Annotated in this window: 15 protein-coding genes; 4 read left to right on the forward strand and 11 right to left on the reverse strand. The window is 61.4% G+C overall.

The window, feature by feature from the left end:
• Positions 1-36 precede the first annotated feature (36 nt).
• From B0G62_RS02910 to B0G62_RS02930, 5 genes are all read right to left on the reverse strand, one after another.
• Complete coding sequence (locus B0G62_RS02910; protein ID WP_103702323.1) at positions 37-4,611, reverse strand: ATP-binding protein; 4,575 nt, start codon at positions 4,609-4,611, stop codon at positions 37-39.
• 38 nt (positions 4,612-4,649) lie between these two features.
• Complete coding sequence (locus tag B0G62_RS02915) at positions 4,650-5,351, reverse strand: aquaporin (RefSeq protein WP_103702325.1); 702 nt, start codon at positions 5,349-5,351, stop codon at positions 4,650-4,652.
• A 244-nt stretch (positions 5,352-5,595) separates the two neighbouring features.
• Positions 5,596-6,381, reverse strand: coding sequence for a response regulator (locus B0G62_RS02920; RefSeq protein ID WP_103702327.1), 786 nt, complete (start codon positions 6,379-6,381; stop codon positions 5,596-5,598).
• Complete coding sequence (locus B0G62_RS02925; protein ID WP_103702329.1) at positions 6,378-7,025, reverse strand: response regulator; 648 nt, start codon at positions 7,023-7,025, stop codon at positions 6,378-6,380. Before B0G62_RS02925 ends, B0G62_RS02920 begins: the two co-directional genes overlap by 4 nt.
• Before the next feature lie 273 nt (positions 7,026-7,298).
• Positions 7,299-8,657 (reverse strand): MFS transporter, encoded by a 1,359-nt coding sequence (locus B0G62_RS02930; protein ID WP_103702924.1) that lies wholly within the window; start codon positions 8,655-8,657, stop codon positions 7,299-7,301.
• Between the two features lie 152 nt (positions 8,658-8,809).
• On the opposite strand from B0G62_RS02930, the gene B0G62_RS02935 reads away from it, so the two are divergent.
• Entirely contained in the window at positions 8,810-9,715 is a 906-nt protein-coding gene (locus tag B0G62_RS02935; protein WP_103702926.1) for a LysR family transcriptional regulator, read from the forward strand.
• A gap of 37 nt (positions 9,716-9,752) precedes the next feature.
• Here the strand turns inward: B0G62_RS02935 and B0G62_RS02940 are convergent, their stop codons facing one another.
• Both B0G62_RS02940 and B0G62_RS02945 read right to left on the reverse strand, forming a co-directional pair.
• Positions 9,753-10,724: a threo-3-hydroxy-L-aspartate ammonia-lyase gene (locus tag B0G62_RS02940; RefSeq protein ID WP_103702331.1), complete on the reverse strand. Its 972-nt coding sequence runs from the start codon at positions 10,722-10,724 to the stop codon at positions 9,753-9,755.
• Entirely contained in the window at positions 10,721-11,404 is a 684-nt protein-coding gene (locus B0G62_RS02945; protein ID WP_103702928.1) for a helix-turn-helix transcriptional regulator, read from the reverse strand. Before B0G62_RS02945 ends, B0G62_RS02940 begins: the two co-directional genes overlap by 4 nt.
• A gap of 512 nt (positions 11,405-11,916) precedes the next feature.
• Here B0G62_RS02945 and B0G62_RS02950 point away from each other — a divergent pair.
• Complete coding sequence (locus B0G62_RS02950) at positions 11,917-13,761, forward strand: hypothetical protein (RefSeq protein ID WP_103702333.1); 1,845 nt, start codon at positions 11,917-11,919, stop codon at positions 13,759-13,761.
• A 29-nt stretch (positions 13,762-13,790) separates the two neighbouring features.
• Here the strand turns inward: B0G62_RS02950 and B0G62_RS02955 are convergent, their stop codons facing one another.
• Positions 13,791-14,225, reverse strand: coding sequence for a very short patch repair endonuclease (locus B0G62_RS02955; RefSeq protein WP_103702335.1), 435 nt, complete (start codon positions 14,223-14,225; stop codon positions 13,791-13,793).
• A gap of 119 nt (positions 14,226-14,344) precedes the next feature.
• On the opposite strand from B0G62_RS02955, the gene B0G62_RS02960 reads away from it, so the two are divergent.
• On the forward strand, positions 14,345-15,973 hold the full coding sequence (locus tag B0G62_RS02960) for an NERD domain-containing protein (protein ID WP_103702337.1): 1,629 nt from the start codon (positions 14,345-14,347) through the stop codon (positions 15,971-15,973).
• Here the strand turns inward: B0G62_RS02960 and B0G62_RS02965 are convergent.
• Genes B0G62_RS02965 through B0G62_RS02975 form a run of 3 tightly spaced genes read right to left on the reverse strand, consistent with a single transcriptional unit; the run spans position 15,959 to position 22,055 of the window.
• Positions 15,959-17,665, reverse strand: coding sequence for a hypothetical protein (locus tag B0G62_RS02965; protein WP_103702340.1), 1,707 nt, complete (start codon positions 17,663-17,665; stop codon positions 15,959-15,961). The two genes, B0G62_RS02960 and B0G62_RS02965, sit on opposite strands and share 15 nt — an antisense overlap.
• Before the next feature lie 8 nt (positions 17,666-17,673).
• The gene (locus tag B0G62_RS02970) at positions 17,674-20,730 is read right to left on the reverse strand and encodes a helicase-related protein (protein ID WP_103702342.1); all 3,057 of its coding nucleotides are present in this window, start codon (positions 20,728-20,730) and stop codon (positions 17,674-17,676) included.
• The gene (locus tag B0G62_RS02975) at positions 20,718-22,055 is read right to left on the reverse strand and encodes a sigma-70 family RNA polymerase sigma factor (RefSeq protein ID WP_146055192.1); all 1,338 of its coding nucleotides are present in this window, start codon (positions 22,053-22,055) and stop codon (positions 20,718-20,720) included. The genes B0G62_RS02970 and B0G62_RS02975 overlap by 13 nt, the downstream gene beginning before the upstream one ends.
• Positions 22,056-22,465: 410 nt before the next feature.
• Between B0G62_RS02975 and B0G62_RS02980 the strand changes: the two genes are divergently transcribed.
• A complete protein-coding gene (locus B0G62_RS02980; RefSeq protein ID WP_244193080.1) occupies positions 22,466-23,590 on the forward strand; it encodes a DNA cytosine methyltransferase in 1,125 nt (374 codons plus the stop codon).
• Positions 23,591-23,799: the final 209 nt, after the last annotated feature.

Consider the following 23,799-nt stretch of genomic DNA (forward strand, 5'->3'; position numbering starts at 1 on the left):
CATCATCGGATTTTCGCGAACGCCAAAGGCCGTCGGTCAGGCCAGCAGTGCAGCCTGTTGTTCGATCCCATCGAGCATGACGTGACACGTACGCATCAACACCAGGCCTTCTTCGCGAAGCTGCTGCTGCGTGTGACTGTTCATATGACGGCGATAGGTTTCCAGCACGGCGAGCAGCGCCGGGTAATGCAGCACGCCCACGGCACCCGCGAGCCGATGATGCCACTCGCGCAGCCGCCCGACATCGACATTTTCGAGCAGTTCCGGCAGCACGTTCAGATCGTCGCGCACCGCGCTCACGAATGAGCCTAGCAGCGTCTTCACCGTCGCCTCGCTTCCCCAGACCTGGATCATGTGCGCGAGATCGAGCAGATCGGCCTCGCCCGCACGCGTGCCGTTGCTCGCATCCCCTGCGCCCGTGCCCGTACTCTTTCCAGCCTCGCGCCCTTCTTGCCCTTCTTGCGCATACGGCGCCGCACGCTCCTGCGCCGCACGATGCCCTCCCTCCGCGCCGAACCAGCGCGCGAGATGCTCGCGCAACGTTGCGAATCGAGTGGGCTTGATCAGACAGTCGTCCATGCCGGACTCCCGGCACAGACGCATGTTCTCGGGTGCGGTGTTCGCCGTAATGCCGAGAATCGGCAAGCGCACCGCGTTGTGCTGCGGGTTGGCCTCGCCTTTGCCCCGTGCGCACGCCGCCTCGATCTCGCGCACCCGCCGCGCGAGGTCGTAACCCGACACGTTCGGCATATGGCAATCGGTGATGAGGCATCCGTAGCGCGAACGCTTTAGCGCCTCAAGCGCCTGCGCGCCGTCGGCGACCACGTCGCAGGCAAAGCCGAGCAGCGCAAGCTGATGGCGCATCAGCTCCTGATTCACGGGATGATCCTCGGCGACCAGGATCAGGCGGCCCGCCGCGCATTCCTTGTCGCGATCGGGCGCGGCCAGCGCGGTTTCGGTGGACAACGCGGGGCGCGCCGCCGTCGCGGGCAGACCGGTGATCGCCATCGCACAGGCCGCGCCGAGCCCATGCCAGGACAGCGGGTTGACGCTCACGCGCACGCCGCTCTCCGCCACCCGGTAGCCGCTGGGCTTGGGGGTTTCAGTCAGGCGGATGACCGGCACGCCGAGATCATCGAGTTCGCCCGCCAGCGCCTCGGATGCGAACACGAGGTCAACGCCGCCTTGCTGAGCCAGCTTGCGCAGCGCATGTTGCCCCGCTTGCCTCGATCGCCCCGGCCGCGCGCACGATATCCTCATGCCGAGCGCCACGCCAAAGTGCATCAACGCGTCGGCCACCGGCGCGTCGTTGCACAGCACGAGCGCGCGCTTGCCGTGCAGGCCGTTCGCGTGACCAGACTGGGCCTCCACGGGCAATTCGACATGGAGCGTCAGGCAAGTACCGTGGTTGACTTCGCTGTGCAGTTCGAGCGTGCCGCCCATCAGCGACGCGAGCTTGCGGCAGATTGTCAGGCCCAGACCCGTACCGCCGAAGCGCCGTGTCGTCGACGTTTCCGCCTGCACGAAAGGCTCGAAGAGCTGCGCCTGCGCCTGCGGTGCGATGCCGATACCCGTATCGGTCACCGAAATCGACACGCGCTGGCGCGGTACCCCATCCCGTCCGGCCGCCGCGCTCGCCGACACACTCACACTGACCTGGCCATGTGGAGTGAATTTGATCGCATTGCTAAGCAGGTTGAAGAGAATCTGCCGCAGCCGCACACTGTCGCCGCGCAGATGCGCGGCCACTTCCGCGCCGACATCCACGCGCACCTTGAGTCCCTTTTCGTGCGCGCGCCCCGCGAGCAGCCCCACGGCGTTATCGACCAGTTCGCGCACGGCGAACGGCTCCGAGCCGATTACAAGCCGTCCCGCCTGGATCTTCGAATAGTCGAGCAGATCGTCGAGAATCTGCAGCAGCGCACCCGCCGATTCGTGCACCATGCCGACTATGGATATCTGGTCGGGATTGAGCGGCGTGCGCTCCAGCACCTCCACGAGACCGAGCACGCCGTTCATCGGCGTACGGATTTCGTGGCTCATCATCGCAAAGAACTCGTCTTTCGCGCGTGAGGCCGCTTCCGCCAGATCGCGTGCGCGCGACAGATCGTCGGCGCGGGTATGTTCGACATTGGCGTCCACCGCATAGCCGCTCCAGACCACGGCGCCGTCCTCCTTGCAGCGCGGCACGAATTCCGCGCGCACCCAGAGCAGCCCGCTGGCGCCGTGAAAGCGGAATTCGGCGTTGACCGGCAAGAGCAGGCGAGCCGATCGTTCGAGCGACGCCGCGAGCCGGGCACGGTCGCAGCGATGCACGCGCGCGAGATCGAGCACGCTAGTACGCATGAGTTGCGCAGCCGCTTCTCCGACGAGGCGCTGCGTATCGCCGCCGAGGAAAGGGAAGGTGTACTGTCCGTCGCGTCCGCGTTGCAGCTGGAACACGATCGCGGGCAGCGAATGCGTGACGTCCGAGAGCAGCCGCTCGGACGCACGCGCGCGCATTTCGGCACGGCGAATGTCGGTGATGTCGATCATCGTGCCGAGCACGCAGAATGGCTCATCGCGTGCGTCGCGACACAGCCGCGTCCAGAAAATGCCGTGCCGGCGGCCGCCCTCCCGCGCGCCAGGCCCGTCTGCCTCGTCGAACACGAATTCCACGCGCTGGCTTTCGCCATCTTCGACCGTCTTCGCGTAAAGCGCATCGACGCGGCGGCTGATTTCCTTGCCCCATGCGACCACATCCGCGCCGGTGCGGCCCAGTACCTCGCCGCGCGGCAGACCGGTCATCTCCTCGTAAGCGCGGTTGACCGCCAGGTAGCGGTTTTCGAGATCGCGTGCGCCAAGCGGATACGGAATCATTTCCGTCATCGTGTCCTGCAACTCGACCTGCCTGGCGAGCACCCGCTCCGCACGGCGGCGCCCGCGCATCTCGCGCTGCAACAGCACATAGGCACGCAGCGTCACGAGCAGCACCACGCCGAATGCGATCACGAACGGCAACAGGCGCAGCGCATTCATGCTCCATCCACTGGAGCGCTCGACGGCTGCTGCGGTCCATCGGTTGCGGATTTCCTGCTGCTCGATGGGCGGCATCGCATCGAGCGCGCGATCGATCAGCCCCTTGAGCGGAGCAAGATCACCGCGCACCGCAAAAACCGTGGAGGCATCGGTGCCCAGCGCCCCCACTACCTTGAGCGACTCCAGATATTGCCGGCTCAGCGGACCGTCGAGCGCGGCGGCGTCGCCCACCAGCAGATCGGCGTCGCCGCGCTCGACCTGCGCCAGTCCCGCCTCAAGCGTCGCGGCGCGCTCGGTGCGCACCGGCTGGGCGTCGCCGAACAACCGCTGCGCCGATGGCGCATGTGGCGCCAGCACGATACGACGATCGGCGAGATCGCGCGGACTGCGCGACATTGGCTCGTCGCGGCGGCCCACGATCACGAGCGGATAGTGCTCGAAGGGCTGCGTGTAGAGCGTGCCGACGGGCAAGCCGCCGTCGCCTTCCGCCGTCGCGAGCATCGTCAGGCCGCCGCGCCGGAAGACCGCGTCGGCATCCAGCCAGTTCGCGATGGGCACGCGGTCGAACGCGACACCGAGCGTGCGGCTCAGATAGTTGAGATAGTCGTTCGCCATGCCTGCGGCCTGGCCGCGCTGGCCCCCGTAACTGAACGGCAGCCAGCCCGGATCGAAGCCCACCTTCAGCGGCGGCAAGGAGCGCAGCCACGCGCGGTCGGCGGCATCGATAACGAACGGCGAAGCGCGCGGGCCTTCGTTGCGCGTCTCACCGCTACCGCTGCCGAACCAGCGCCCACGCAGCGCGGCGACAGCGGCCGGGCGCACGCCGCCAGCGGCGACATTCAACTGGTCACGCAGCGCCGTTCTGGCCAGCGGCACGCCAAAGCCCAGCTCGCGCGTCGTAAAGCCCTCTTCGAAGGCGACGCGCAGCCCGCGATTAGCGGCGAGAGACAGCTGGTAACGCACGACCGGCGCGAAACCGGCATAGACGTCGGCCCTGTCCCGGGCAACCGCAAGCAAAGCGGCGCTGGTGTCGGGAAACACCACGATTTCGGCTTGCGCAAAGCGCTTGCGCAGGACCGCTTCGAGCATATAGCCGTGCTCGACGGCGATGCGCGCACGCGCGAGGCGCGGCTCGGTGATCGCGAGCGCTTCATTGCCCGCGCGCGTGACGAAAGCGCTATCGCCGCTCAGATAGGGTGCGGAAAAGGCGAGACAGCGTTCGCGCTGCGGCGAGCGCGTGACGCTCAGCACAATATCGATTTCGCCCGCGCACGCGCCCGCGAGCAGCGCGCTCATGTCCGGATAGACGCGCGTCGCCAGCCGAACGTGCGGGCCAAGCAGCAGACGCAGATAATCGGCGCCGAAGCCGTCCACCGTGTTGCCGGCGGGGACTTCGAGCGGCGGCCGGCCGCCCGCAACGATACCGACGACAAGCGTGGACGGCACGGCAGCTGCCGCGGGGTGTTGCGACTCGGGCGAAACCGTTATCGCAGCGGCGAACCCGGGGCCCGCAGCCAGTGCGCCGCACAACACGCCGGCCAGCACGCACGCGCGCGCAGCATCGCGCAATGCGAGCAGGAAGGCCATTAACATGTCGGATCGCGGCGCGCTCATGGACGGGGCGTGGCGGCTCAGCCGCGGCAGCGCGGCACAATACGAAGGAAGAAGCCGGCAGCGATGCCGCCCAGCATAGGCGCGGCCCAGAACAGCCAGAGTTGATCGAGCGCCCAGTCCCCGACGAAAAGCGCGGGTCCGGTCGAGCGCGCCGGATTCATGCCGCCGTTGCTGACCGGAATCGCGACCAGATACGCCGCTGCGAGGCACGCACCGAGCGCGGCCGGCGCGGCGCCGCGCCGTTGCGGCGAAGCCGACATGACGAGGTGAAGCAGCGCGAAGGCGAACGTCATCATTAGTTCGACAGCGAACACGGCGGCAGGCGCGAACTCACAGGGCGAATGCCCACCGTAGCCGTTGCTGCCGAAATCGGAGATCGCGAAGGCGAAGCCCGACCGACCGCTCGCCACGGCGGCAAGGAGTGCCGCGCCCACGAGCGCGCCGACGTTCTGCGCGACGATATAAGGCGCGACGTCGCGCGTGCGAAAACGGCCAGCAATCACGTAGCCGATTGTGACTGCGGGATTGAAGTGAGCGCTCGACGTGCGTCCGCAGGCGTAGGCCGCGACGGCCTGGGCGAGACCGAAGGCGGCAGCCATTTCAAAGACGTTCCAGCCCTGCTCAAGCGCCCCCGCGTTAAGCGCCGTGCTCGCGCAGCCCACGAACACGAGCCATGCCGTGCCTGCGGCCTCGACCAGCAAACGCTCGCAGAGCTTCATTGTCCTGTGTCCCCTTTCGGTTGCAGCGCGCAAGCCGCTACTGAGCCGGCAGCCTTGTCGGAAACGGGATCGGAAAATTTGCGATGACCGGCAGTTCGCGCGTCGAGCTAAAAATTATGCTCGGGCGGACTGTCCGATTGGATAGGAGAACTCTTAAAAACGCGAAGCGCGCCCTACAGACGCAGGACCGAATCTGGCCGATGCGGCTACGCGTGCAGTGACTTGCCGCGGATCTGCGCGCCCGCTATGACTCGAGCGCGTCGGCATGCACGACGCCACACTCGATCGCGAACCGGTATAGCTCGATGTCGCTGGTGAGCGCGAGCTTTTTCATGGCTGCGCACTTCTGCGCGCTGATGGTCTTGACGCTGCGCTCGAGGAGCCTGGCGATCTCGGTCACACCAAGGCCCGTGGCGTAGTACGAAATGACTTCGTACTCCCGACGTGTCAAAACCCGGTGCACGTGCGCGTGCCGCTCCTCGCGCACGGACTTTTCGAGCAGATAGCGCACCGTCGGCCCGATGTATTGCTCGCGCGCCATGGCTGAGGCAATCGCGACCGGAATGAGGTCGATGCGGTCCCGCTTGCTTAGCACGCCCTCGACATTGAGTTCGAGCGCATCGCGCAACACACTGGCGTCGTCGTCCATCGTGAGCACCACGAGCGGCTTGCCCGCGTGCTCGCGCTGAAAACTGCGGATCGCTTCGTGACCCTCGTCGTGGCCATCGCCGGGCATGTGCAGATCCATCACGACAAGATCGAACACGTGCCGCGCGGCTTCCTCGAAAAGCTGCCCCACGGTCTGCGCGCGCGCGACGATACGCATGTTGGGCTGCGTGGCGATCAGGTTTTCGAGCGCGAATAGCACGAGAGGATGATCGTCCGCTACGAGAAGGCGCAACGGCGGCGCCTGCTGCGCATCGTCCGGATCGAGCGCTTCGGGTGCGCCGCGCGCGCCGCTCTCGCGCCCGGGCGCGGAGAACAGGTGAGCCGGCCATACGCCGTCCGAAGGAGGTGACGTGGTGCTCATAGCATGCCGTTAGCTCGCACAAAGGCGAACAGACCTGCATCGTTGCTCACGCCGAGCTTCGCCATGGCGTCGCGTTTCTGGCGGCTCACCGTACGGACGTCGCGGCCGAGAGTGCGGGCGATCTCGGTAATCGTGCGACCGTGTACGAATTGACGAATGACCTCCGATTCGCGCGGCGAGAGACGCGGCACGCGTGTGCTGTCGGCGCGCTCCGTGCCCGCTGCCGCGAGTTCTTCGAGGATAGCGCGGCTCACGTACCGCAGCCCGTTGCCCGCGCCGCGCACGGCGGACATGAGTTCGTCCATGGGTTCGCTCTTGCGGATCAGCGCTGTGACACCTGTATTCATGACCGCACGCAGAATGGCGGCATTGGCAATGCTGGTGAGCACGACGATGCGCAGTTGCGGCCAGTCCCGCCGCAGACGTCGCACGAGGGTCAACCCGTCTTCGGACGCACCGGGCTCGCCTGGCATCGTGAGATCGGTAAGGACGATGTCGCACGACACCTTTTCGAGCGTGGTGAAAAGCGCGCGCGGACCCGAAGCCTCGCCGACGACCTGTATGTCTCCCGCCGCTTCGAGCGCGGAACGCACGCCCAGCAATACGAATGGATGATCGTCAGCAAGGACGACTCTGAGCTTCAAGGGGGCTCTCTCTCGATGTAGTAGGGGTATCGGATCGGCCGATGCGTGCCCGGACTGTTAGCCAGGCCGCACCATTTTGTGGTTGCTCGATACGCAACGCTTCTGAAAGCCCCATCTGAACATCGATTAAAGATTGCCAGAATAGGAAATATCCTAATCATCAAGACTCTCTCAAACGCAACAACCCCATCAGTTATGCGAAATAAACAAATAAGATTCGCATAATTCTCATTTCGACGATTCGTCTTTCAGACAATGCTTCATTTTCGAAGCTCAGGCCGCCGCGCTATTGCCCGCCCGCTGTTCCGCTGGCCGTACGGTCGGGGCAAGCGCCCCGGCCGACGCGCCCGCGGGCGCAGGATTCGACGCAGCGCGTGCGAATGCGGGCCATGCAAGCGCCGCGCACGCCGCAGCAGCGAGCCACACTGCCGGCCAACCGAAGGCCGCGAGCAGCATCGGAATGACGGAGGGCGCCAGCCAGAAGGCGATAAAGGCACCCGTATTGCCCATCGCGAGCGCGCTGCCCACGCGGCCGTGGCCCGCGAGCGTCGCGAGTTCGGTGAACGCCACGCCATGCCACGCCGAAGCCGCGATGCCCCCCGCCACCAGCAACACGGACAACCCGATCAAAGCGAACAAGGGCAGCGTCAGTTCCTGACGGACGGCGTGCGCGCACAGCGCCGTCGCCACGGCCAGCAGAACGAAGAGCACGGCGGTCAGCGCCGCACAGGTACGCAGCCAGGCATTGCGGTTGCCGCGCAGGTCGGTCCAGCGCCCGCTCCAGACGCGTGCCACCGCCGCGCCAATCTGGACGGCTGCGAGCGCGGCGCCCGTCGCCACGCTGCCCGCATGGCCGAAATCGTGCATGAAGACGCTCGCGAAGGTGATCACCGCGACCTGCGGCATGCAGAGCGCCGCGATGCCGCCGACCATGCGCCAGACCTGCGCACGGCGCAAGGGCGAGCGAGCGGGGGCCGCGGTCATCATCGAGTCCTGCGATCGAGGCGAAACTGCCTCGGTGCCGGGCCCATCCGGCTCGCGTACCCACATGATCGTGAGGATTGCAGAAAGAAGACACATCGCCGCGAGTGCACCGTATACCCACGCGAACCCCGCATGGGACGCGAGCGCGGGCAACAGCAGCGCGCCGATCGCCGCGCCGCCGGGGACCGCCGTCTGCCTGATACTCATGGCGAGTCCTCGCTCCTTTGGCCCAAACCAGGCCATCACCGCCCGCCCGCTCGAACCGTTCACGCTGCCGCCCAGCAGGCCGATCGCGAGAAAACCCGCCGCCAGCGCGTGCGGCCCCGGCACGTGGACAGCGGACGGCGCGCCCCACAACGCCATGGCCAGCAGCGCCGCCATCGTCGAAGCCAATCCGAGCAGCAGCACGCGCCGGTCGCCCCAACGATCCGTTAGCAGTCCCCAAGGCAATTCGCTCAACACGATGCCGAGCCCGAGCATCCCCAGCACGAATCCCAGTTCGCCCGTACCGATACCGTAGGCCGGGCGCAGAAATACCGCCGTCGCCGGAATCCCCGAAAACGCCGCCGCAAAACTCGCGTTGGCTGCGACGCCGACGCCCAGCACCTTCCAGCGATGCGACACCGGGCGTCCCTTTACGTGTGCCATGACCGCCTCCAGAAATGCATTGACTGCGGCCATGCTAAGGGCGCACCATCCATCGGAAAAGCGGGAATATCCAAACGACGTGATCGGATTTTCCGAAACATCTCATGCAACACGCTTATGCAGCACGCTCCTTCAACACGGATAGCATCGATATGAACGCACGCGGTCTCGATCTCGCGCAATTGCGCACTTTCCTCGCCGTTACGGAAGCAGGCAGCGTATCGGGAGCCGCAGAGCGCGTATTTCTTTCGCAGTCCTCGGTGAGCGAGCAGTTGAAGAAGCTCGAAGAACGCATCGGACAGCCGCTATTCGTGCGCAGCAAGCAAGGAGTCGCGCCCACGCCTGCGGGCGCGAAGCTGGTGGAACATGCACGCCGCATCGTCGCGATGTGCGATGCCGCGTTCGACGACATGCTCGGGCGCTCGCTCGACGGCGAGCTGCGCCTCGCCATCACCGACTACTACCGGCCGCACGACGTAGCCGCGATCATCCGGCGCTTCGCGAGCCAGCATCCGCGCCTGCGCCTGCATGTGACCGTGCTGCCGAGCGCCGTGATCGATGCAAGCGCGCAAGACAACGTGTTCGATATCGGCCTGTCGCTGCGCATGGTCGATGCGCCGTCGCGCCGCGCGGCATCCCGCAGCGACGATGCCGGCACGCGCCAGAGCATGGTGATCCGCCGCGAGAAGCTGCTCTGGGTCGGCGCGCGCGAGACGCTGCGCGAGTATGCGGCGCTCGCGCCGCCGTGGCCGCTGGTGCTCCTGCCCTCGACGTGCCAGTTGCAGCGTTATGTGGTGAAGCTGCTGGAGCGCGCGCGCATGCCCTATCTGATTTCGCATTCGGCGTCGGGCGTCGCCGGGCTTCAACTGGCGCTCAAGGCGGGCCTGGGGATTTCGTGTCTGAATGAGTCGGCGATCGGCGATGGCGTGGAGGCCTGCCCCGCTTCGTTCGGCCTGCCGGCGTTGCCGGCGGCGGAATTTCATCTGCTGCCGGGGCAGCCCGGCGAGAGCGCGCAGGTGAGTCATGCGCGCGAGGCGCTCGCGGCCCTGCTCGGCTAGCAGACCGCGAGTCGTCACACGATGCGCGGCGCGTGAATTACGCCTTCGCGCTCACCAGATCGGCGAAACGCAGCAGATCGACATTGCCGCCCGAAATGACGATGCCGACCCGCTTGCCGCGCACATCGACCTTGCGTTGCAGAACCGCCGCCGCGGCAAGGCAGCCGGTCGGTTCCACCACCAGCTTCATGCGGCTCGCGAAGAACTTCATCGTCTCGACGAGTTCGGCGTCGCTCACCGTGACGATCTCCTGCACGCGCTCGCGGATCACCGCAAAGGTGTAGTTGCCGAGGTGCTGCGTCTGCGCGCCATCGGCGATCGTTTTGGGCGTGTCGATGTGGACGATCTCGCCCGTCTGGAAACTGCGCTGGCCGTCGTTACCCGCCTCTGGCTCCACGCCGATCACGGCGCAGCGCGGCGCAAGCCCGTGCGCCGCCGTCGCGCAACCCGACAGCAACCCGCCGCCGCCCAGCGGCGCGAGCAGCACGTCAAGTTCGCCCGCCTCCTCGATGAGTTCCTTGGCCGCCGTGCCCTGCCCCGCCATCACATGCGGATGATCGTAGGGCGGAATCAGCGTGAGACCGCGCTCAGCGGCCAGCCGCTTGCCGAGCGCTTCGCGGTCTTCGGTATAGCGGTCGTAGAACACGACTTCGCCGCCGTAGCCGCGCGTCGCCTCGACCTTCACCGCGGGGGCGTCGTGCGGCATCACGATCACCGCCTTCACGCCGAGCAGTTGCGCCGACAGCGCGATCGCCTGGGCATGATTGCCCGACGAGAACGTGATCACGCCACCCTTTTTCTGCTCCGGCGTGAACTGCGCGATGGCGTTGTAGGCGCCGCGGAACTTGAACGCGCCCATGCGCTGGAAGTTCTCGCACTTGAAGAACAGATCGGCGCCCGCGAGCGCGTTCGCGGTACGCGAGGTCATCACAGGCGTGCGGTGCGCGACGCCGCGAATGCGCTCGTGCGCGGCGGCGACGTCTTCGAAGGTGATCGGCAAGGTGCTCATGGTCGGTGCTCGCTGGGCAGGTAGGAATAGACGGTCGGGCGTGCCACGCCGAGCGTGCGCGCGACTTCGGCAAGCGCGTGGCGCAGGTTCAGGTGGCCGCTTTCGGCCAGTTCGCGCACGGCTTCGCGACGCTGCGCGAGCGTCATGCCGATGGGCGTGGTGTTGCGCGCGGCGGCAAAGCGCTCAAGCGCGGCGCGGATGGTGTCGCGCGCCTCGCCGTTGGCGTGTGGCGCGAGGGTTTCGGCGACAGGCGCGGCGGCGCCGGTCTGCATCAACTGACCGAGTCCCGCCGTGACCGCGCCGAGCAGCGACACATCCATGTTCAGGCAGATGGCGGCGACGCACTCGCCCGCGCTGTTCTTCAGGCCGATGGACGTGCTCTTGACCGGACGGCCATCCGGGAAGCGATTCGGGTAATTGGCGACGACATCGGGGAAGTCGGGGTCCGTGATGCGGGCGAGCCCCATCTCCGTCGCGGCGTCACCGATCTGGCGGCCCGACAGATTGTTCGCGATGGCGACGACCGATTGCTCCGGCGTCGTGAGATCGTGCAGCAGGACTTCGACAAGCGGCGCGAGCGTCTGGCCGAGCGCCTCGACGATCTTGCGGCCCTCGCGCAGGAGGAGCTGGTTTTCGTGCTGTTGTTCGGGCTGCTGTTCGGGTTGTGCTGGCTTCGTCATGAACGACATTTTGACGGTTTACGACAAAATGTCAACGAGGTAATAACGGCGACAGAAATGAAAAACGCCCTCGCAGCGGCAAATGCTGCAAGGGCGTTTTAGATACGATGTTGCGCGAGTGGGCGCTTAGAACGGTTATCCACACTAAAAAGTGTTGGTATGTGGACCGTCGCCAATAAAATTGGCTCTATCGCGCCATCACATCATCGATTAATGTTGGTACATGTAGCCAGAAGCGCATTTTCCGAGCAAAACTGGCTCGAAGTAACAATTTGTGGGTAGTGCTTTTCCTTCCCGCAAATGCCCGCGTAGCGGGTATTTGCGGCACTTCTTTGGTTTTGACGTTCATTCTGCCAATGTCTCTCTTTGGCAAGAGGGGGTGGGGGGAGTCAACGGCGAAAGTTACACTCGCGGACAAAACGGTACAAAAACACATACAAGCTCGCGGCTGGTCCAGCGGGAAGTATCCTTAGGCCAGGTGCAATTCACATAAAACGCACGGAGCAAGCAAAGTGGACCACGGAGATATACCGAACTACTTACGTGAATTCGCCAGCAACGAGCTGGCTAGGTTGGAGGCCCTACTTCCATCGAGCGCCGAAGAAAAGTTCATCGTCTTTCTTGAGGTCCAACGAGTACTTGACGCGTGGAGCACGCAGCAATCGCTCCGAAAGAAAGACGACGCCCCAAACTATAAATTCGACGTTCTTCGGTGGGGAATGAACCTCGCGACGAGCCATTTACTTGAACGCCAGACCAATCCGTTTCGAGTACCTCTGGCCAAAAGGTCCGCAGAGCTCCACGCGATGGCGACTGAAATTCTCTGGAACTTCGGTGCGATCGCGTTGACAAGACGCGCGGCAGACATGATCCAACACGGCTTCCTACTGGCTAGTCACGATGGTGAAGTATTGTCGCTGCATGACTCTGGAACTGGACCGATTCAGCTTATGGACCAGACCGAATTCGAAGTTCTCCGCAAGGCCGAAGCTGAATGGACGAGGGACCGGCTCTCGCCTCAAGGCTGGGCGATCGTAGAGCGGGATGATGTCGATAACAATCTGCACGCTCGCGGGGCATTCATGACTCGCACAGAGAAACGCCCATCGCCACTCTATACATGGGACGAACTCGAGAAGCTCATGGTACCGCTGATCGAACCTTGGAAAGTCTCACGGGGAGCCATGATCGGGTACAGCACGACGCCCGAAATCGACGAACATTTCGCACGCGAGGCTTCATATCTGATGAAGGATTTGCGCGATGCGGCCGGCATCCATCCCGAAACGCATTTCGGGGAATTCTCGGGCATCGACCTTGTCCAAGTTGCCACACTGCTATTGAGCATTTTTCTCAAGCACGTCGCCTTCGGCTCGCTCGCACCTAGACATTTTCCGGACATCAGTCTCAACGAAAGCTTCACCATCTGGACGCCGAAAGACGAGCTTGTGCATCTGATTTGTGAGCTCATGGGACATCCTCGAACCAAGGTGGTTGCAATCATGGACGCGTTCACCATCACGTCGGAAGACCTGTCCCGCCTTGCCAAGGAATCCACCCCACTGCTGCCGATGTTCATCGATCTGGGAAATGGGTTGTTGCTGAGGCCGATCTCGTCGCTCCTGCGCAATCCCCTCTCCGCCTTCCAGACAATATCGCAATGGCGGCACTCGTCGACTCGCAATGCGATATCTGCCTCACGCGAGGCATGGTTCCGTTCGGATCTCTACGGTGTTTTCGGCGGGAATCGTTATTCCTGTGTACCCGGAAACATAGTGCTCCGGAAGTCCGGCAAACGCCTCACCGACATCGATGCTGCCGTTTTCGACAGGACGAATGGCGAGCTCGCGCTTTTTCAACTCAAGTGGCAAGACTATTCGACGAACGACATTCGCGAACTTAGAAGCAAAACCAGCAATCTTGCTTCCGAGGTAGACAATTGGGCAGCGAGTGTCCAAGAATGGATTAAAGAGAATTCTCCGGAAGACGTCGCGAAGGCGCTGCGCCTGAAGCTGAAAGGCCCCCAAAGGATCACGTCGCTATTTCTATTCGCAGTGTCGAGAAACCTCTCTCGCACGCACGGTTACGGATTCCCCGTCACCAGTCCGTATCTCACGATCGCTTCATGGCCCCAGTTCTTGCGAATACGCACACAGATTGGGCCATCCACGCGGGTTATCTCGAAGATGCACGAAGTTCATCGCGCGGAGGAGGCACTAGTTTCCACAAATTCCACTCCATATCCTGTGACAATCGATTTGCCCGGACTGCGCCTACGTTTTGAGAATCTCTGGTTCAAGATCGGTGATCGCGAGATTCCGGGAGTGAATGAACCGCGATCGGATTCCAACAGCTAGTTCATGTTTTCTGCCAAGTGCTCTGCTTATTAACGGAATTTCGCCTCAAAGTCCTCGCCCTCAATGAGCGTCTGCAGTCGCCGCGATAGTTCAAATGAACTATCCGTCTCGCACTCCCAAACTGTCTCCACTCTCCAGCCAAGCTCCCTTAGCTCTTTGGCTTTGCGAGCGTCTCTGGCGACATTGGCGGCGAACTTGGGCAACCAATATCCGGTGTTGCTCGTCGGGGTTGTTGCCAGTTTGCACCCTGGATGCCTATGCCAAAAGCATCCGTGTACGAATATCGCTAGCCGGTAGCGCGGAAGAACTACATCTGGTGTTCCAGGGAGGTCCTTCCTGTGCAAGCGGAAGCGGTACCCCAGCTTATGAAGTGCACGTCGTACGGCCATCTCGGGGGAGGTATCGCGCTGTCGAACCGATCTCATCAGCGCGCTCCGGTGTTCGGCGGTCAGTTTGTCGACCATGTGCGAAGTCCTTCAAGAACGGGTATCGTTCTGTTGCCTGGAATGACGAAAGGAGACATGCTGATTTCTCGCTTTCCAAGACTCGGCCCGCAAACCTAGCGCTCCAAGACGATCCCAAAATGTCGAAGCTCCTTCCTACGAATCCGCCGTCCCGCACCCCTCGGTCCGAAATGAAAGTACGAGAGGCGCTCGCCCGTGTCGATGACATCGTCATACTGCATTCCGTCGCTTGGCAAGGTGTTCGTCGCGGCAAACAGGCGGATGGCGAAGCCGATTTCATAGTGCTCGTCCCGACGAAAGGCATAGCGATTCTCGAGGTGAAGGGTGGAGCAATCGAGGTCGCAAACGGGCGTTGGTACTCGACTGATCGCGAGGGCATCCAGCATAGTATCAAGAACCCTTTCGAGCAGGCGAAGGATTCGAAGTACGCGCTGATCGCTTACCTCAAGGATATAGACTCGAGCCTCTCGCGCGTGCCCATAGTGCATGGCGTAGTCTTTCCCGACGTCGTCTTCACTGGCACTCTCGGTATGAACGCGCCCAAGCAACTTGTCGTGGACAAGAACGGACTCTCGGATATCGGCGCAGGACTGGATCGCTTATTCCAATACTGGTCAGCTTCGGGCGAAATGACTCTAGCGCAGCTCGCACGTATCAGTGACCTGCTTGCACCTACTGCGACACTTGTTCCACCGCTTCTCGAGGCGCTTGAGACTGCGAACCGGGGTATCGTCGAACTAACTCAGCAGCAGATCGAAACGCTGAACGGGCTGCGTCGCCACCGACGCGCCATCATCCTTGGTGCCGCCGGGACTGGCAAGACAGTGCTGGCTGTCGACAAGGCGAGCAGGCTCGCCGGCGAAGGGCGCCGGGTCGCATTGCTCTGTTTCAATTCTCTACTTCGCAGCGAGATCGCAAGCCTGTTCCCGCAGCACAATATCGAGGTACACACGTTCCACGGATTTGTGCGCGAATGGATGCGCACGGCGAAGCTGCCGATGCCTCGCAACGTCGATGATGAGTGGTACCGCAGTTCCGCTGTGGCCCGCCTGCTGGAGGCTGCCACAATCGTCGATAAACGTTACGACGCGCTTCTTATTGACGAGGCTCAGGACTTCGCGCCAGACTGGCTCGACGCCTGCGAGGCGACAGTTTCGACCGATGGAATAGTCTACGCATTCGCGGACGCGCGCCAAGACCTTTATCAGCGAAGCTGGGAGCCACGATCGCAAGCCATTACCTTCGAACTGACGGTTAACTGTCGCAATACGCGGCCGATCGCAAAGCTGGTGGCGAGCATCTTTGGTGAAACGATACATGATCGTGGCGTCGACGGACCTGCACCTGCCTTCCTTGCTGCGACAAGATCGTCAGATATAGCTATCCTCTGTCGTCGCACTGCAGATGACCTCCTTACCCGCGAAGGATTGTCACCAAATCAGCTCTCCGTGCTAACGGATTCGCGTGACATAGTGCGACAGCTAAGGGAGAGCATGGTCGCAGACCTGCCATTCTGTGCAGCTGGCGAATTCGGCATCGTCGCGGAAACAATATACAGGTTCAAGGGCCTTGAGCGAGAAGTCGTGATCGTCGCGCTGTCCTCCGCTGTGGACGTGACAGCGGCACTTGAATTGCTATATGTCGGTTTCAGTCGCGCGAGAGCCGCCCTCTGGGTGATCGCTAGTGCCGAGACAATCGCGCAACTCCGACGATTCGACGCGAACGGAGAGACCTCAGAGTTCAGCTGACAGGTATCCGGACCGGCCAAACAGGGTATCGCGCGTCAGGTACCGGTTGAAGTATCGGCACGAGGGTTCTCCGACATGAAGGCAAGCCACACACGCTCCCCCCGTATCCCGGCAGCCCGGATCCAGCGGACAACGACGCTCTTCTCGTACGACCGCATTGAGCAGGTGATGCAGTTCAGTCTCAAATACGGCTTGCAGTCCCCCCAGCACGAAATCGCCACGCGCCGCAGCATAGACAAAGAATCCAAGATGGAGGGGCACGAGCAGCTCGGAAAGCGCGTTACGGTCGATACCCGCAAAGGTCGCGGCTATGCGAAGGAACCGGTGCGTGTAAGAGTGCACAAGCTCCAGCAGGTCGGCGCCGACATCTTGCGAGCGAGCCGACCACGCATCCGGCAGAGTCGCGGACTTCAAAATCGCTACACGAGCGCTGCGGGCATCGGTCCACTCCGGCAGTACATGGCCGCGTTGCGCGAGCCAAGTTGCAACCCGTATCGGATCGAGGCGGATGAAGAATGCCTCAGTCTCGGCGATGTCCGCATAGACACGGTATCCGCTTCGGCTTCTGAAAGGCATTAGTCTCGTGGCACCGGGCTCATGCTTGCCACGCGTATAGCCAAACTGACCTGTCAGAACCGGAAATCGCTCGACAAGTTCAACGCCTTCAACGTGAGCCGCAGCCATTGCACGCGGATACTCGGTGCGGTAGAGATCACCAAGTTCGGGGTGCGCATCACTTCCATCGACGAGATCTCCGACTGTCACGCGTGAGTTACTCATTGCGAGCGCAATGATGACAGCCTGCGCCTCCGCATCCGCGCGCGACGAGTCTGGGAGCGGAACATCAGCCTCAACCGCTGAGCCGCCTGCCTGTCCTGCTAAATCAAGCATTCGCTCAATCATCTCGTGTGGCAAGCCCTGGGACGCCAAACTTTGCCGCAGTGACTCCCGCGTTGCGGGCTGCTCTTCCATAGTCCTCGTCTTCATGCCGTCAACGATCCACTTGAGCGCTTTCGGTGGACCTCCGCCCTCCGTTACGGCACGGATTTTCTCCTTGGAGGGCGGATTGACAATCACGACCGCCCGCGGGGTATAGACGGAAGCGGCACGATGCGGCTGATACGTAAGACTTCCTTGCCCGCACGAACATTTTGCAAAGCCGAACCCCTGACGCACGGTCGTATTGCAAACAGGGCAGAAAAAGCGAATCTCCGTTGCCGATGCTGTGCCAGGAAACTGCACCGCGATTTCATTGTGTGTGGAGCATCGCGGAATGGACGGGGCTTTGAGAGCGCCACAGGTTTCGTGGTAGCCAACGAAGAACATCTGGCCTTTCGCCGCCTTCTTTCCGCATTTGCAGTTCGCGTCCGGAGTATCGTGCAGGCGTCCACAGAAATTACAGCGCCACGACCTTGGGAAGGGCTCTACCTCGACCCCGTTGTCGATGTCCAGTGTGACCGTCTCGATCTTCGCACCAGACTGGAGAGCTGCATAAAAGCCACCGTCCGTACCTTGATTGCGCCAAGGCGCGACCTGTCGCTTGATAGCCTCCCGCAACGACACGTCGTCGATATCGTTGCGTACGAGGGGAGTACGCCAATCCTTGATCTTCCATACGCCATGTTGGAGGTCAACGGTCTGCTCCGGCAAATAGCCGAAAAGCACTTGAGATGCGCTACGCTTTTCTTTCACGGTTTCTCCTAAACGCGGCGACCGATAATCGGCACAGTTTTCTCGACGTCTCGCAGCGAAAGCATCGGGCCGTCCTCGCTTGGAAATACGTCAGAAACCCATGTTGCGTTCGAAGGCAGACTCTCGAGATTTCTTCTAAGTTCGTCGACCCATTCCCTGATATCTGAGCGCATAGGAGCATCAAGGCCGCTATCGAGGCCCAACAACTGCACAAGACTCTCGAATTCCTGCTCGGGGTCGTACTCGCCCGCGTCGAACCGCCTCTTGAACGCAGCAGCAGTGGTCAATGGGTCGGGAAGCCGCGGCTCCTCGATAGCCAGAAGCCTTGCCGCAACCAGCCCCGGTAAGGTCCGCTCAAGAACCCGACGGCTCCGTCTGGTGACAGGGATGGGCTCCACGAATCGGTCGCCTTGCTGCACGAACTGCCGGAAGGAACGGAAAATTCCCGCATCACGCTCTCGCCCCATCTTGTGTACCACGAAGACAAGAGCGGGGTACCGCCGGCCGACACGCGCCGTCGCCTGAATGAATTCAGCGGTAGCGAGAGGAAGGCCGAGCATCACCATCACATTCAGGCGATCGATGTCGACGCCGTGGGACATCATCGACGACGCGGTCAATACATGTAGACGGTCGTCAAAATTGTCCTCGGGGGCTTGCAACCGCTCAAGCGTCTGACGCACTTCTGCGAAATCTGTCCCGCCCGTCAAGGATGCCGTATGAACCTGACCCGAGGCCTGCAACTGGGTGGGAATTGAGCGGGCGACCGCCTCCAAATCCCGGAGCGTGTTGCCATAGACGACGTCTGTGCCATACAGATCCAGAAGCATCCTCGCATGGCTTGGGTCCACACCTGCGTCGAAGCAGGCTTGTTTGGGATCATCGGCTAGACGACGTACGCACTTCTGCAATTCGGTGAGAAGTCGGTCGACCGTATACTCGACCGTGACCCCACGGGGCGCTATCGCGATAAATCGCCGCATCAGTTCCGTCGATTCTGCGGTCCAGAAGCCTGCGCCCGCTCGCGGCGGCGGCACAGGAAATACGCGCGCGACCCTTCTGTAGAGCACGTCGACCTGCTTCTCGTAGCCGGTCAACGTCGCCGAAGACGCGAGAATCTTGGGTTTCCGATTCGCGAGAGTGATCTGCAATGCGTCGTACAGCGCCTCATAGTGCGAGTCAACAGCCCCTAAGCTGTCCCGTAGAAGGTGCAGTTCGTCCTGGAGCCTAAACGATGGCGGATATCGCGCGGGCTCCATTGGCAGTCCCGATGGAGCCGCCTGGCAGCCCGGAACCAAGCACCCATTCTTCCGCGTAGAGCGTACCGCGTATGTGTATCCGTGTCCGGGCTTCGAGCAGATTCCGAACGGAGCACCAACGAGCCCACGCATCGCGGCTTGAAAAGAAATGGACGCTGCTTTATCTAACGTACCCACGACAACGGTAGGCAGGAAGCGATAGATCTCCTCGTCAACGACATAGATAGGAAGCGCCTCTTCCGGCCATGTGCATGCTTCATTGGTGCAATGATGATACAGCCGCCATGCGCGACGGGAGAAAGCCATCGTCAGGGTGCGTTCGTGGCAAAATGGGCAACGCTCGAGGACTTGATATCGCCCCGGCATGTTGTCGTCATCTGGATCCGGCTTCCCAGGTTTTGGATCGGGTTCGATGCGGTTCGGAGTCGCGCCTTCTCCGACGAAAAATCCCATCGCGAACGGAGTTCCCCCGATCTTCTCTTCGCGTCGAACCAATTCTGCGGCGGCCATGGCATCCGCGAATCGCTGTGTCTGCTGAAGCGAAAGCATGCGGAGCGGGAAGCGGCTCCAAGCGGTCACACCGTCCACTTTGCCCGTGAGTCTGTCGTGCAGGGCAGCGGTGACCAGCAATCCCAAGTATGTTTCGGTCTTTCCCCCCCCCGTGGCAAACCAGACTAAGTCTGCAATATCGACCTCATTGGCCACGTCGACGATGGATGCAAGGTTAGCTAGCAGGAACCCGAATTGGAACGGTCTCCACGCCGAATATTTTCCGTTGGCTGACAGGTGCATCGCCCGGTTCATCAGCCGGAACGCGCGAGCGAGCGTGGCATCGTTGCGAAGGAGTTCGATGCCACGCTGAATCCGAAGACATTCATTTTCGAACTCCTTCGCACCGGCGTTTGCTTTCTCGCGCATCCGCGCGTCCCAACCCTCGGCACTCTGGCGCATCTCAAGGGCCGCCGGTGACCATTCGCCTTCTCCCCAGTCGGAGAGGCGTTCAAGTAAAGTGACAGCTGGAAGAATCGGATCTTTCGCCAGTGCTAGAAAGCTGCAATCCGGCGGAGTTGCCGACACGTTCCAGAAGTCTGGGCGCTGTTTGTCGACGGCGACCTCGTCTTCGCAGACAAACCTGCCTCCTTCTTGCCGAACACCACAATTGATACCGTATGCCGGTATGCGCCGATCGTAGCGAAACGAGTCTTCCAGCGCTTCAAGCACAAAGGGCTCCGTGGCGATCCCTTCCAGTTCGAGCGTGCACTCATAAAACCGGGTATCACGAAAGGGCGGCGCGTCCTTGGGCGAATCATTTACGAGAGTGACAGCCAGTACGGTCCTTTCGTCCGGACTAGTTTCGATCTCGATCTCGAAGAATGCTTCGAGACCTGCACGACCGGTTACCCGTGCCAGTTCAGAACTCCACTCCTCGCGACCAATGCGCAAACCATTCTGGGAACGGTCGACCGAGATGGCGAGTGTTACGGATGCAATCTCCGTTTTGCCCCAAGTCCGAGTTGACTTGTCGTGCATCCAGATCTTCACACTACCGGTGATCGAGAACTGCCACGGCCCGTCGTCGGCGGGACGCAGCTTTATCCCCTGCGCACAAGGTTCGAGCCGCTCGGCCCGATCACCTAGATTGCTACTCGCCATGGCGGAAACGGACTGCAATCTTCCCAGCCAGAATTTACCTGACGGCTCGACATCGAGCGTCGTCTCGTCATCTCCCCGTCCAGCCGCGGTCATCTTGTCCGACAGCCAGCGAACGAAGCGCGTCTGCGCCTCCGATGCGGTCATCTCAGCCATCTGAATTCTCTCGGAAATGGTTGCGGTTCCAGCCTCGTCGTTTGACGGGACTTCCGCGATTTATTTTTGTCAACCTTGCCGCTATCCTCGCGAGGCACTCCTTCCTCGCCGACCGATTCATGGTCGGGCTGCCACCCTGGGGGCCAATATGCAAGGAGGAAATGATTCTCGCGTCGTCGGGCACAGCTTATCAAGCGCTTCAGTGCCTTCGCCTGTATCTGCCGCACACGTTCCCGTGTAAGCCCCATCTCTTGCCCGACCTCCTCAAGCGTCCGTCCGCCGCTCTCATCCAAGAGACCGAATCTCAAGTTAAGCACCAGGCGTTCGTTGTCCGACAGCTCAGCAACCGCGTTTGCCACAGCCTTTCGAAGCGTGGTGCGCTCGGCAGTCTCGTCCGGCCGCTCTTCTTCCGATGCAACGAGGTCCGCCAAGCGAGCGTCTGGAGCACTAGCGATCGAATCCTCAAGTGACGTCGGTTGTAGCGCGCTCAAGTGCTGGACAAACGCGACCCGGTCGACAGGCCAAGCAAGTTCGTTCGCGAGCTCCGTCAGGCTAGGGGTACGTGCGGGATTGACGTTGTGCAGGAGCCGAAGGGCTCGGCGGTAGCGATGCACCTCTAGTGTGAGATATGCGGGCAGCCTTATCGGCGCTCCACGGTCGGCGATCGCACGAGTGACCGCTTGACGAATCCACCATGTCGCATAAGTCGAAAATTTTAGCCCAAGCGTATGATCGAACTTCTCGGCTGCCCGGATCAGCCCCAGAATGCCCTCTTGGATGAGATCTTCCTCGCTCAAATCTGACATGTGAAAGAACGGCCGAGCAACATGTGCCACAAGCCTCAGATTCGCTAGTGTCATCCGCGCTCGGGCATCAAGCCCCTTAGTGATCATGGCCTCATGAAGCGCCGTGGGCAAATCCCCCTTCCCCAGCTCTGCAGATGCACGCTGACCCAGTGAGATGGCGCGACCCAACTCAAGCTCTTCTGGTCCTGTCAAAAGTCGAAGCTCAGCGGCGTTACGATGGACGCCTGCCAATTTGTAGGGATCGACTAGCGTGGTCGAGCCGCCTTTATCTCGGGGCTCTCCATCCTCGGCGAACTGTTGCAGGGATGTGGTCGCTTCCTCGTCTGAATCTTCGAAACGAATACCAGCGTGTTCGAGCTGATCAAGAACTACTTGACACTCGGTGACTGTCAGTCCTCTTTTTTCGAGCGTGCGATCAACCTGCTTTCTTTCGAGGTGCCCGTCCTGACGTTCGTAGTCTGCCGTGAGCGCGTCGACAGCACGGTCGACGATATGTTTGCGCACCGAATCTTCAGTCACGACAGTTCCCCCAGGCCTTCGAACTCTTCCCGCTCCGACGTCTTAACGAGATCGCACGATGCGGATACGCCTGAGAGAGCACCAATCGATGACTATCTGCCAGAAGTTCTCTGCCGCCCCGATATGCATCATGCATTTTCATAGTCCTTGTTCGTTATTCTCGCATTGCAGTGCAGGACTTTATATTCCGTACGCCAATTAGAGTGACCTGTCACATGCATGCCGATAGCACGACATCAGATGGAGAATACTACGGCTCCTGACCGACACAAACCAAGGATAGCCAGTCGTTTGGACGACGTAGTCGATGATTGTCGTATTCGACAGTTGGCGTTGGTTGAGCGAACTTCGCAGCCGGTCGGCTGAGGTATCCGCCGACAGCACATAAACGCCGAATTCTTGCTGACAGAATGCGCCAGGCCGGTAAAATCTCGTTAAAGCAAACTCGCCAATTGGCAGAAATTTCACAATATGAAAAATTCCGTCATTTTATGAACGCAGTGGCGATAGATTTATTCTGTGGCGCCGGTGGCCTGACCCATGGTCTACGGAAGGCCGGAATCAAAGTCGTAGCGGGCTACGACCTTGACCCGAAATGTCGCTGGCCTTATGAGAGAAACAACCGCGGCACCGTTTTTTACGAACGCGACATTTCATCTATTACCGGAGACGAAATCGCTGCGCAGTTCAAGGGGGCCGAAGTCACCATCCTGGCGGGATGTGCGCCGTGTCAGCCTTTCTCAAGCTATAGCTTAGGGAAGACAGAAAGCACGGATCGAAGATGGTCAATGTTGGGCGAATTTGGCCGCATCATTGAGGAGACTTTACCCGACATAGTGACGATGGAGAACGTTCCGAAGGTCAGGCAGCACGCCGTCTTCAAACGATTCTTGCGCATCCTCAAGGACGCCGAATACGAAGTGTCGGTTCGGGTCGTCGCATGCACCGATTATGGAATTCCTCAGGACCGCAAGAGACTCGTCCTACTTGCTTCGCGCCTTGGGGACATCAGATTGCGCGATCGCGACGCGCGCAAAGATCGACGCCGCACCGTCAGGGATGTCATCGGGCAGTTGCCAGAATTGGCTGCGGGGGAAACCCACGATGACGATGCGATGCATACATGCTCCAGGTTGAGCGAGAAGAACCTCGCCCGGGTTCGCGCGTCCGTTCCCGGAGGGTCATGGAAGACTTGGGCAGAAGAGCTCATCGCTGATTGCCACAAGGAAGAGTCGGGCCAAAGCTTTCCCTCCGTGTATGGACGCATGGAATGGGACAAGCCATCCCCGACGATTACCACCCAATTCTTCGGATTCGGCAACGGCCGATTTGGACATCCTATACAGGACAGAGCGATCTCATTGCGGGAGGGTGCACTCCTGCAGACTTTCCCACGCAATTACGCTTTCGTCGCCCCGGGAGACACCGCTGAAATCAAGGCGGTTGGGCGACTGATAGGCAACGCTGTGCCGGTTCGTCTGGGACAGGTGATCGGAGAGAGCATCCTCAAACATCTGGATGCTCCATCCTGTTAGCGTCGGGGCGCTGATCACTCACCCTTGAAGCCCAGTTGTTTCAGCAAGGTGAACCAATTCGTCGGCGCCCGGGCCGTCCTCGAACGAGCTCATCCGATCACATCACCGGCTGATCACCGTCCGAGCAGGGTTGGGGAATTTCGCTTCGACACTTCTGGGGAAATTACGTCCGGCTGTGACACGCCGAAAGCGAATTATTCAGACCGGAC

Origin of the sequence: Paraburkholderia eburnea, from assembly GCF_002917095.1 — a bacterium.
Classification (GTDB): domain Bacteria; phylum Pseudomonadota; class Gammaproteobacteria; order Burkholderiales; family Burkholderiaceae; genus Paraburkholderia; species Paraburkholderia eburnea.

Coding starts and splice junctions, on each gene's coding strand:
- B0G62_RS02910 (WP_103702323.1), bottom strand. CDS start 4,611: ATGTTAATGGCCTTCCTGCTCGCATTGCGCGATGCTGCGCGCGCGTGC.
- B0G62_RS02960 (WP_103702337.1), top strand. CDS start 14,345: ATGTCGAAGCTCCTTCCTACGAATCCGCCGTCCCGCACCCCTCGGTCC.
- B0G62_RS02940 (WP_103702331.1), bottom strand. CDS start 10,724: ATGAGCACCTTGCCGATCACCTTCGAAGACGTCGCCGCCGCGCACGAG.
- B0G62_RS02920 (WP_103702327.1), bottom strand. CDS start 6,381: ATGAGCACCACGTCACCTCCTTCGGACGGCGTATGGCCGGCTCACCTG.
- B0G62_RS02945 (WP_103702928.1), bottom strand. CDS start 11,404: ATGACGAAGCCAGCACAACCCGAACAGCAGCCCGAACAACAGCACGAA.
- B0G62_RS02970 (WP_103702342.1), bottom strand. CDS start 20,730: ATGGCTGAGATGACCGCATCGGAGGCGCAGACGCGCTTCGTTCGCTGG.
- B0G62_RS02930 (WP_103702924.1), bottom strand. CDS start 8,657: ATGGCACACGTAAAGGGACGCCCGGTGTCGCATCGCTGGAAGGTGCTG.
- B0G62_RS02955 (WP_103702335.1), bottom strand. CDS start 14,225: ATGGTCGACAAACTGACCGCCGAACACCGGAGCGCGCTGATGAGATCG.
- B0G62_RS02935 (WP_103702926.1), top strand. CDS start 8,810: ATGAACGCACGCGGTCTCGATCTCGCGCAATTGCGCACTTTCCTCGCC.
- B0G62_RS02915 (WP_103702325.1), bottom strand. CDS start 5,351: ATGAAGCTCTGCGAGCGTTTGCTGGTCGAGGCCGCAGGCACGGCATGG.
- B0G62_RS02980 (WP_244193080.1), top strand. CDS start 22,466: ATGCGCCAGGCCGGTAAAATCTCGTTAAAGCAAACTCGCCAATTGGCA.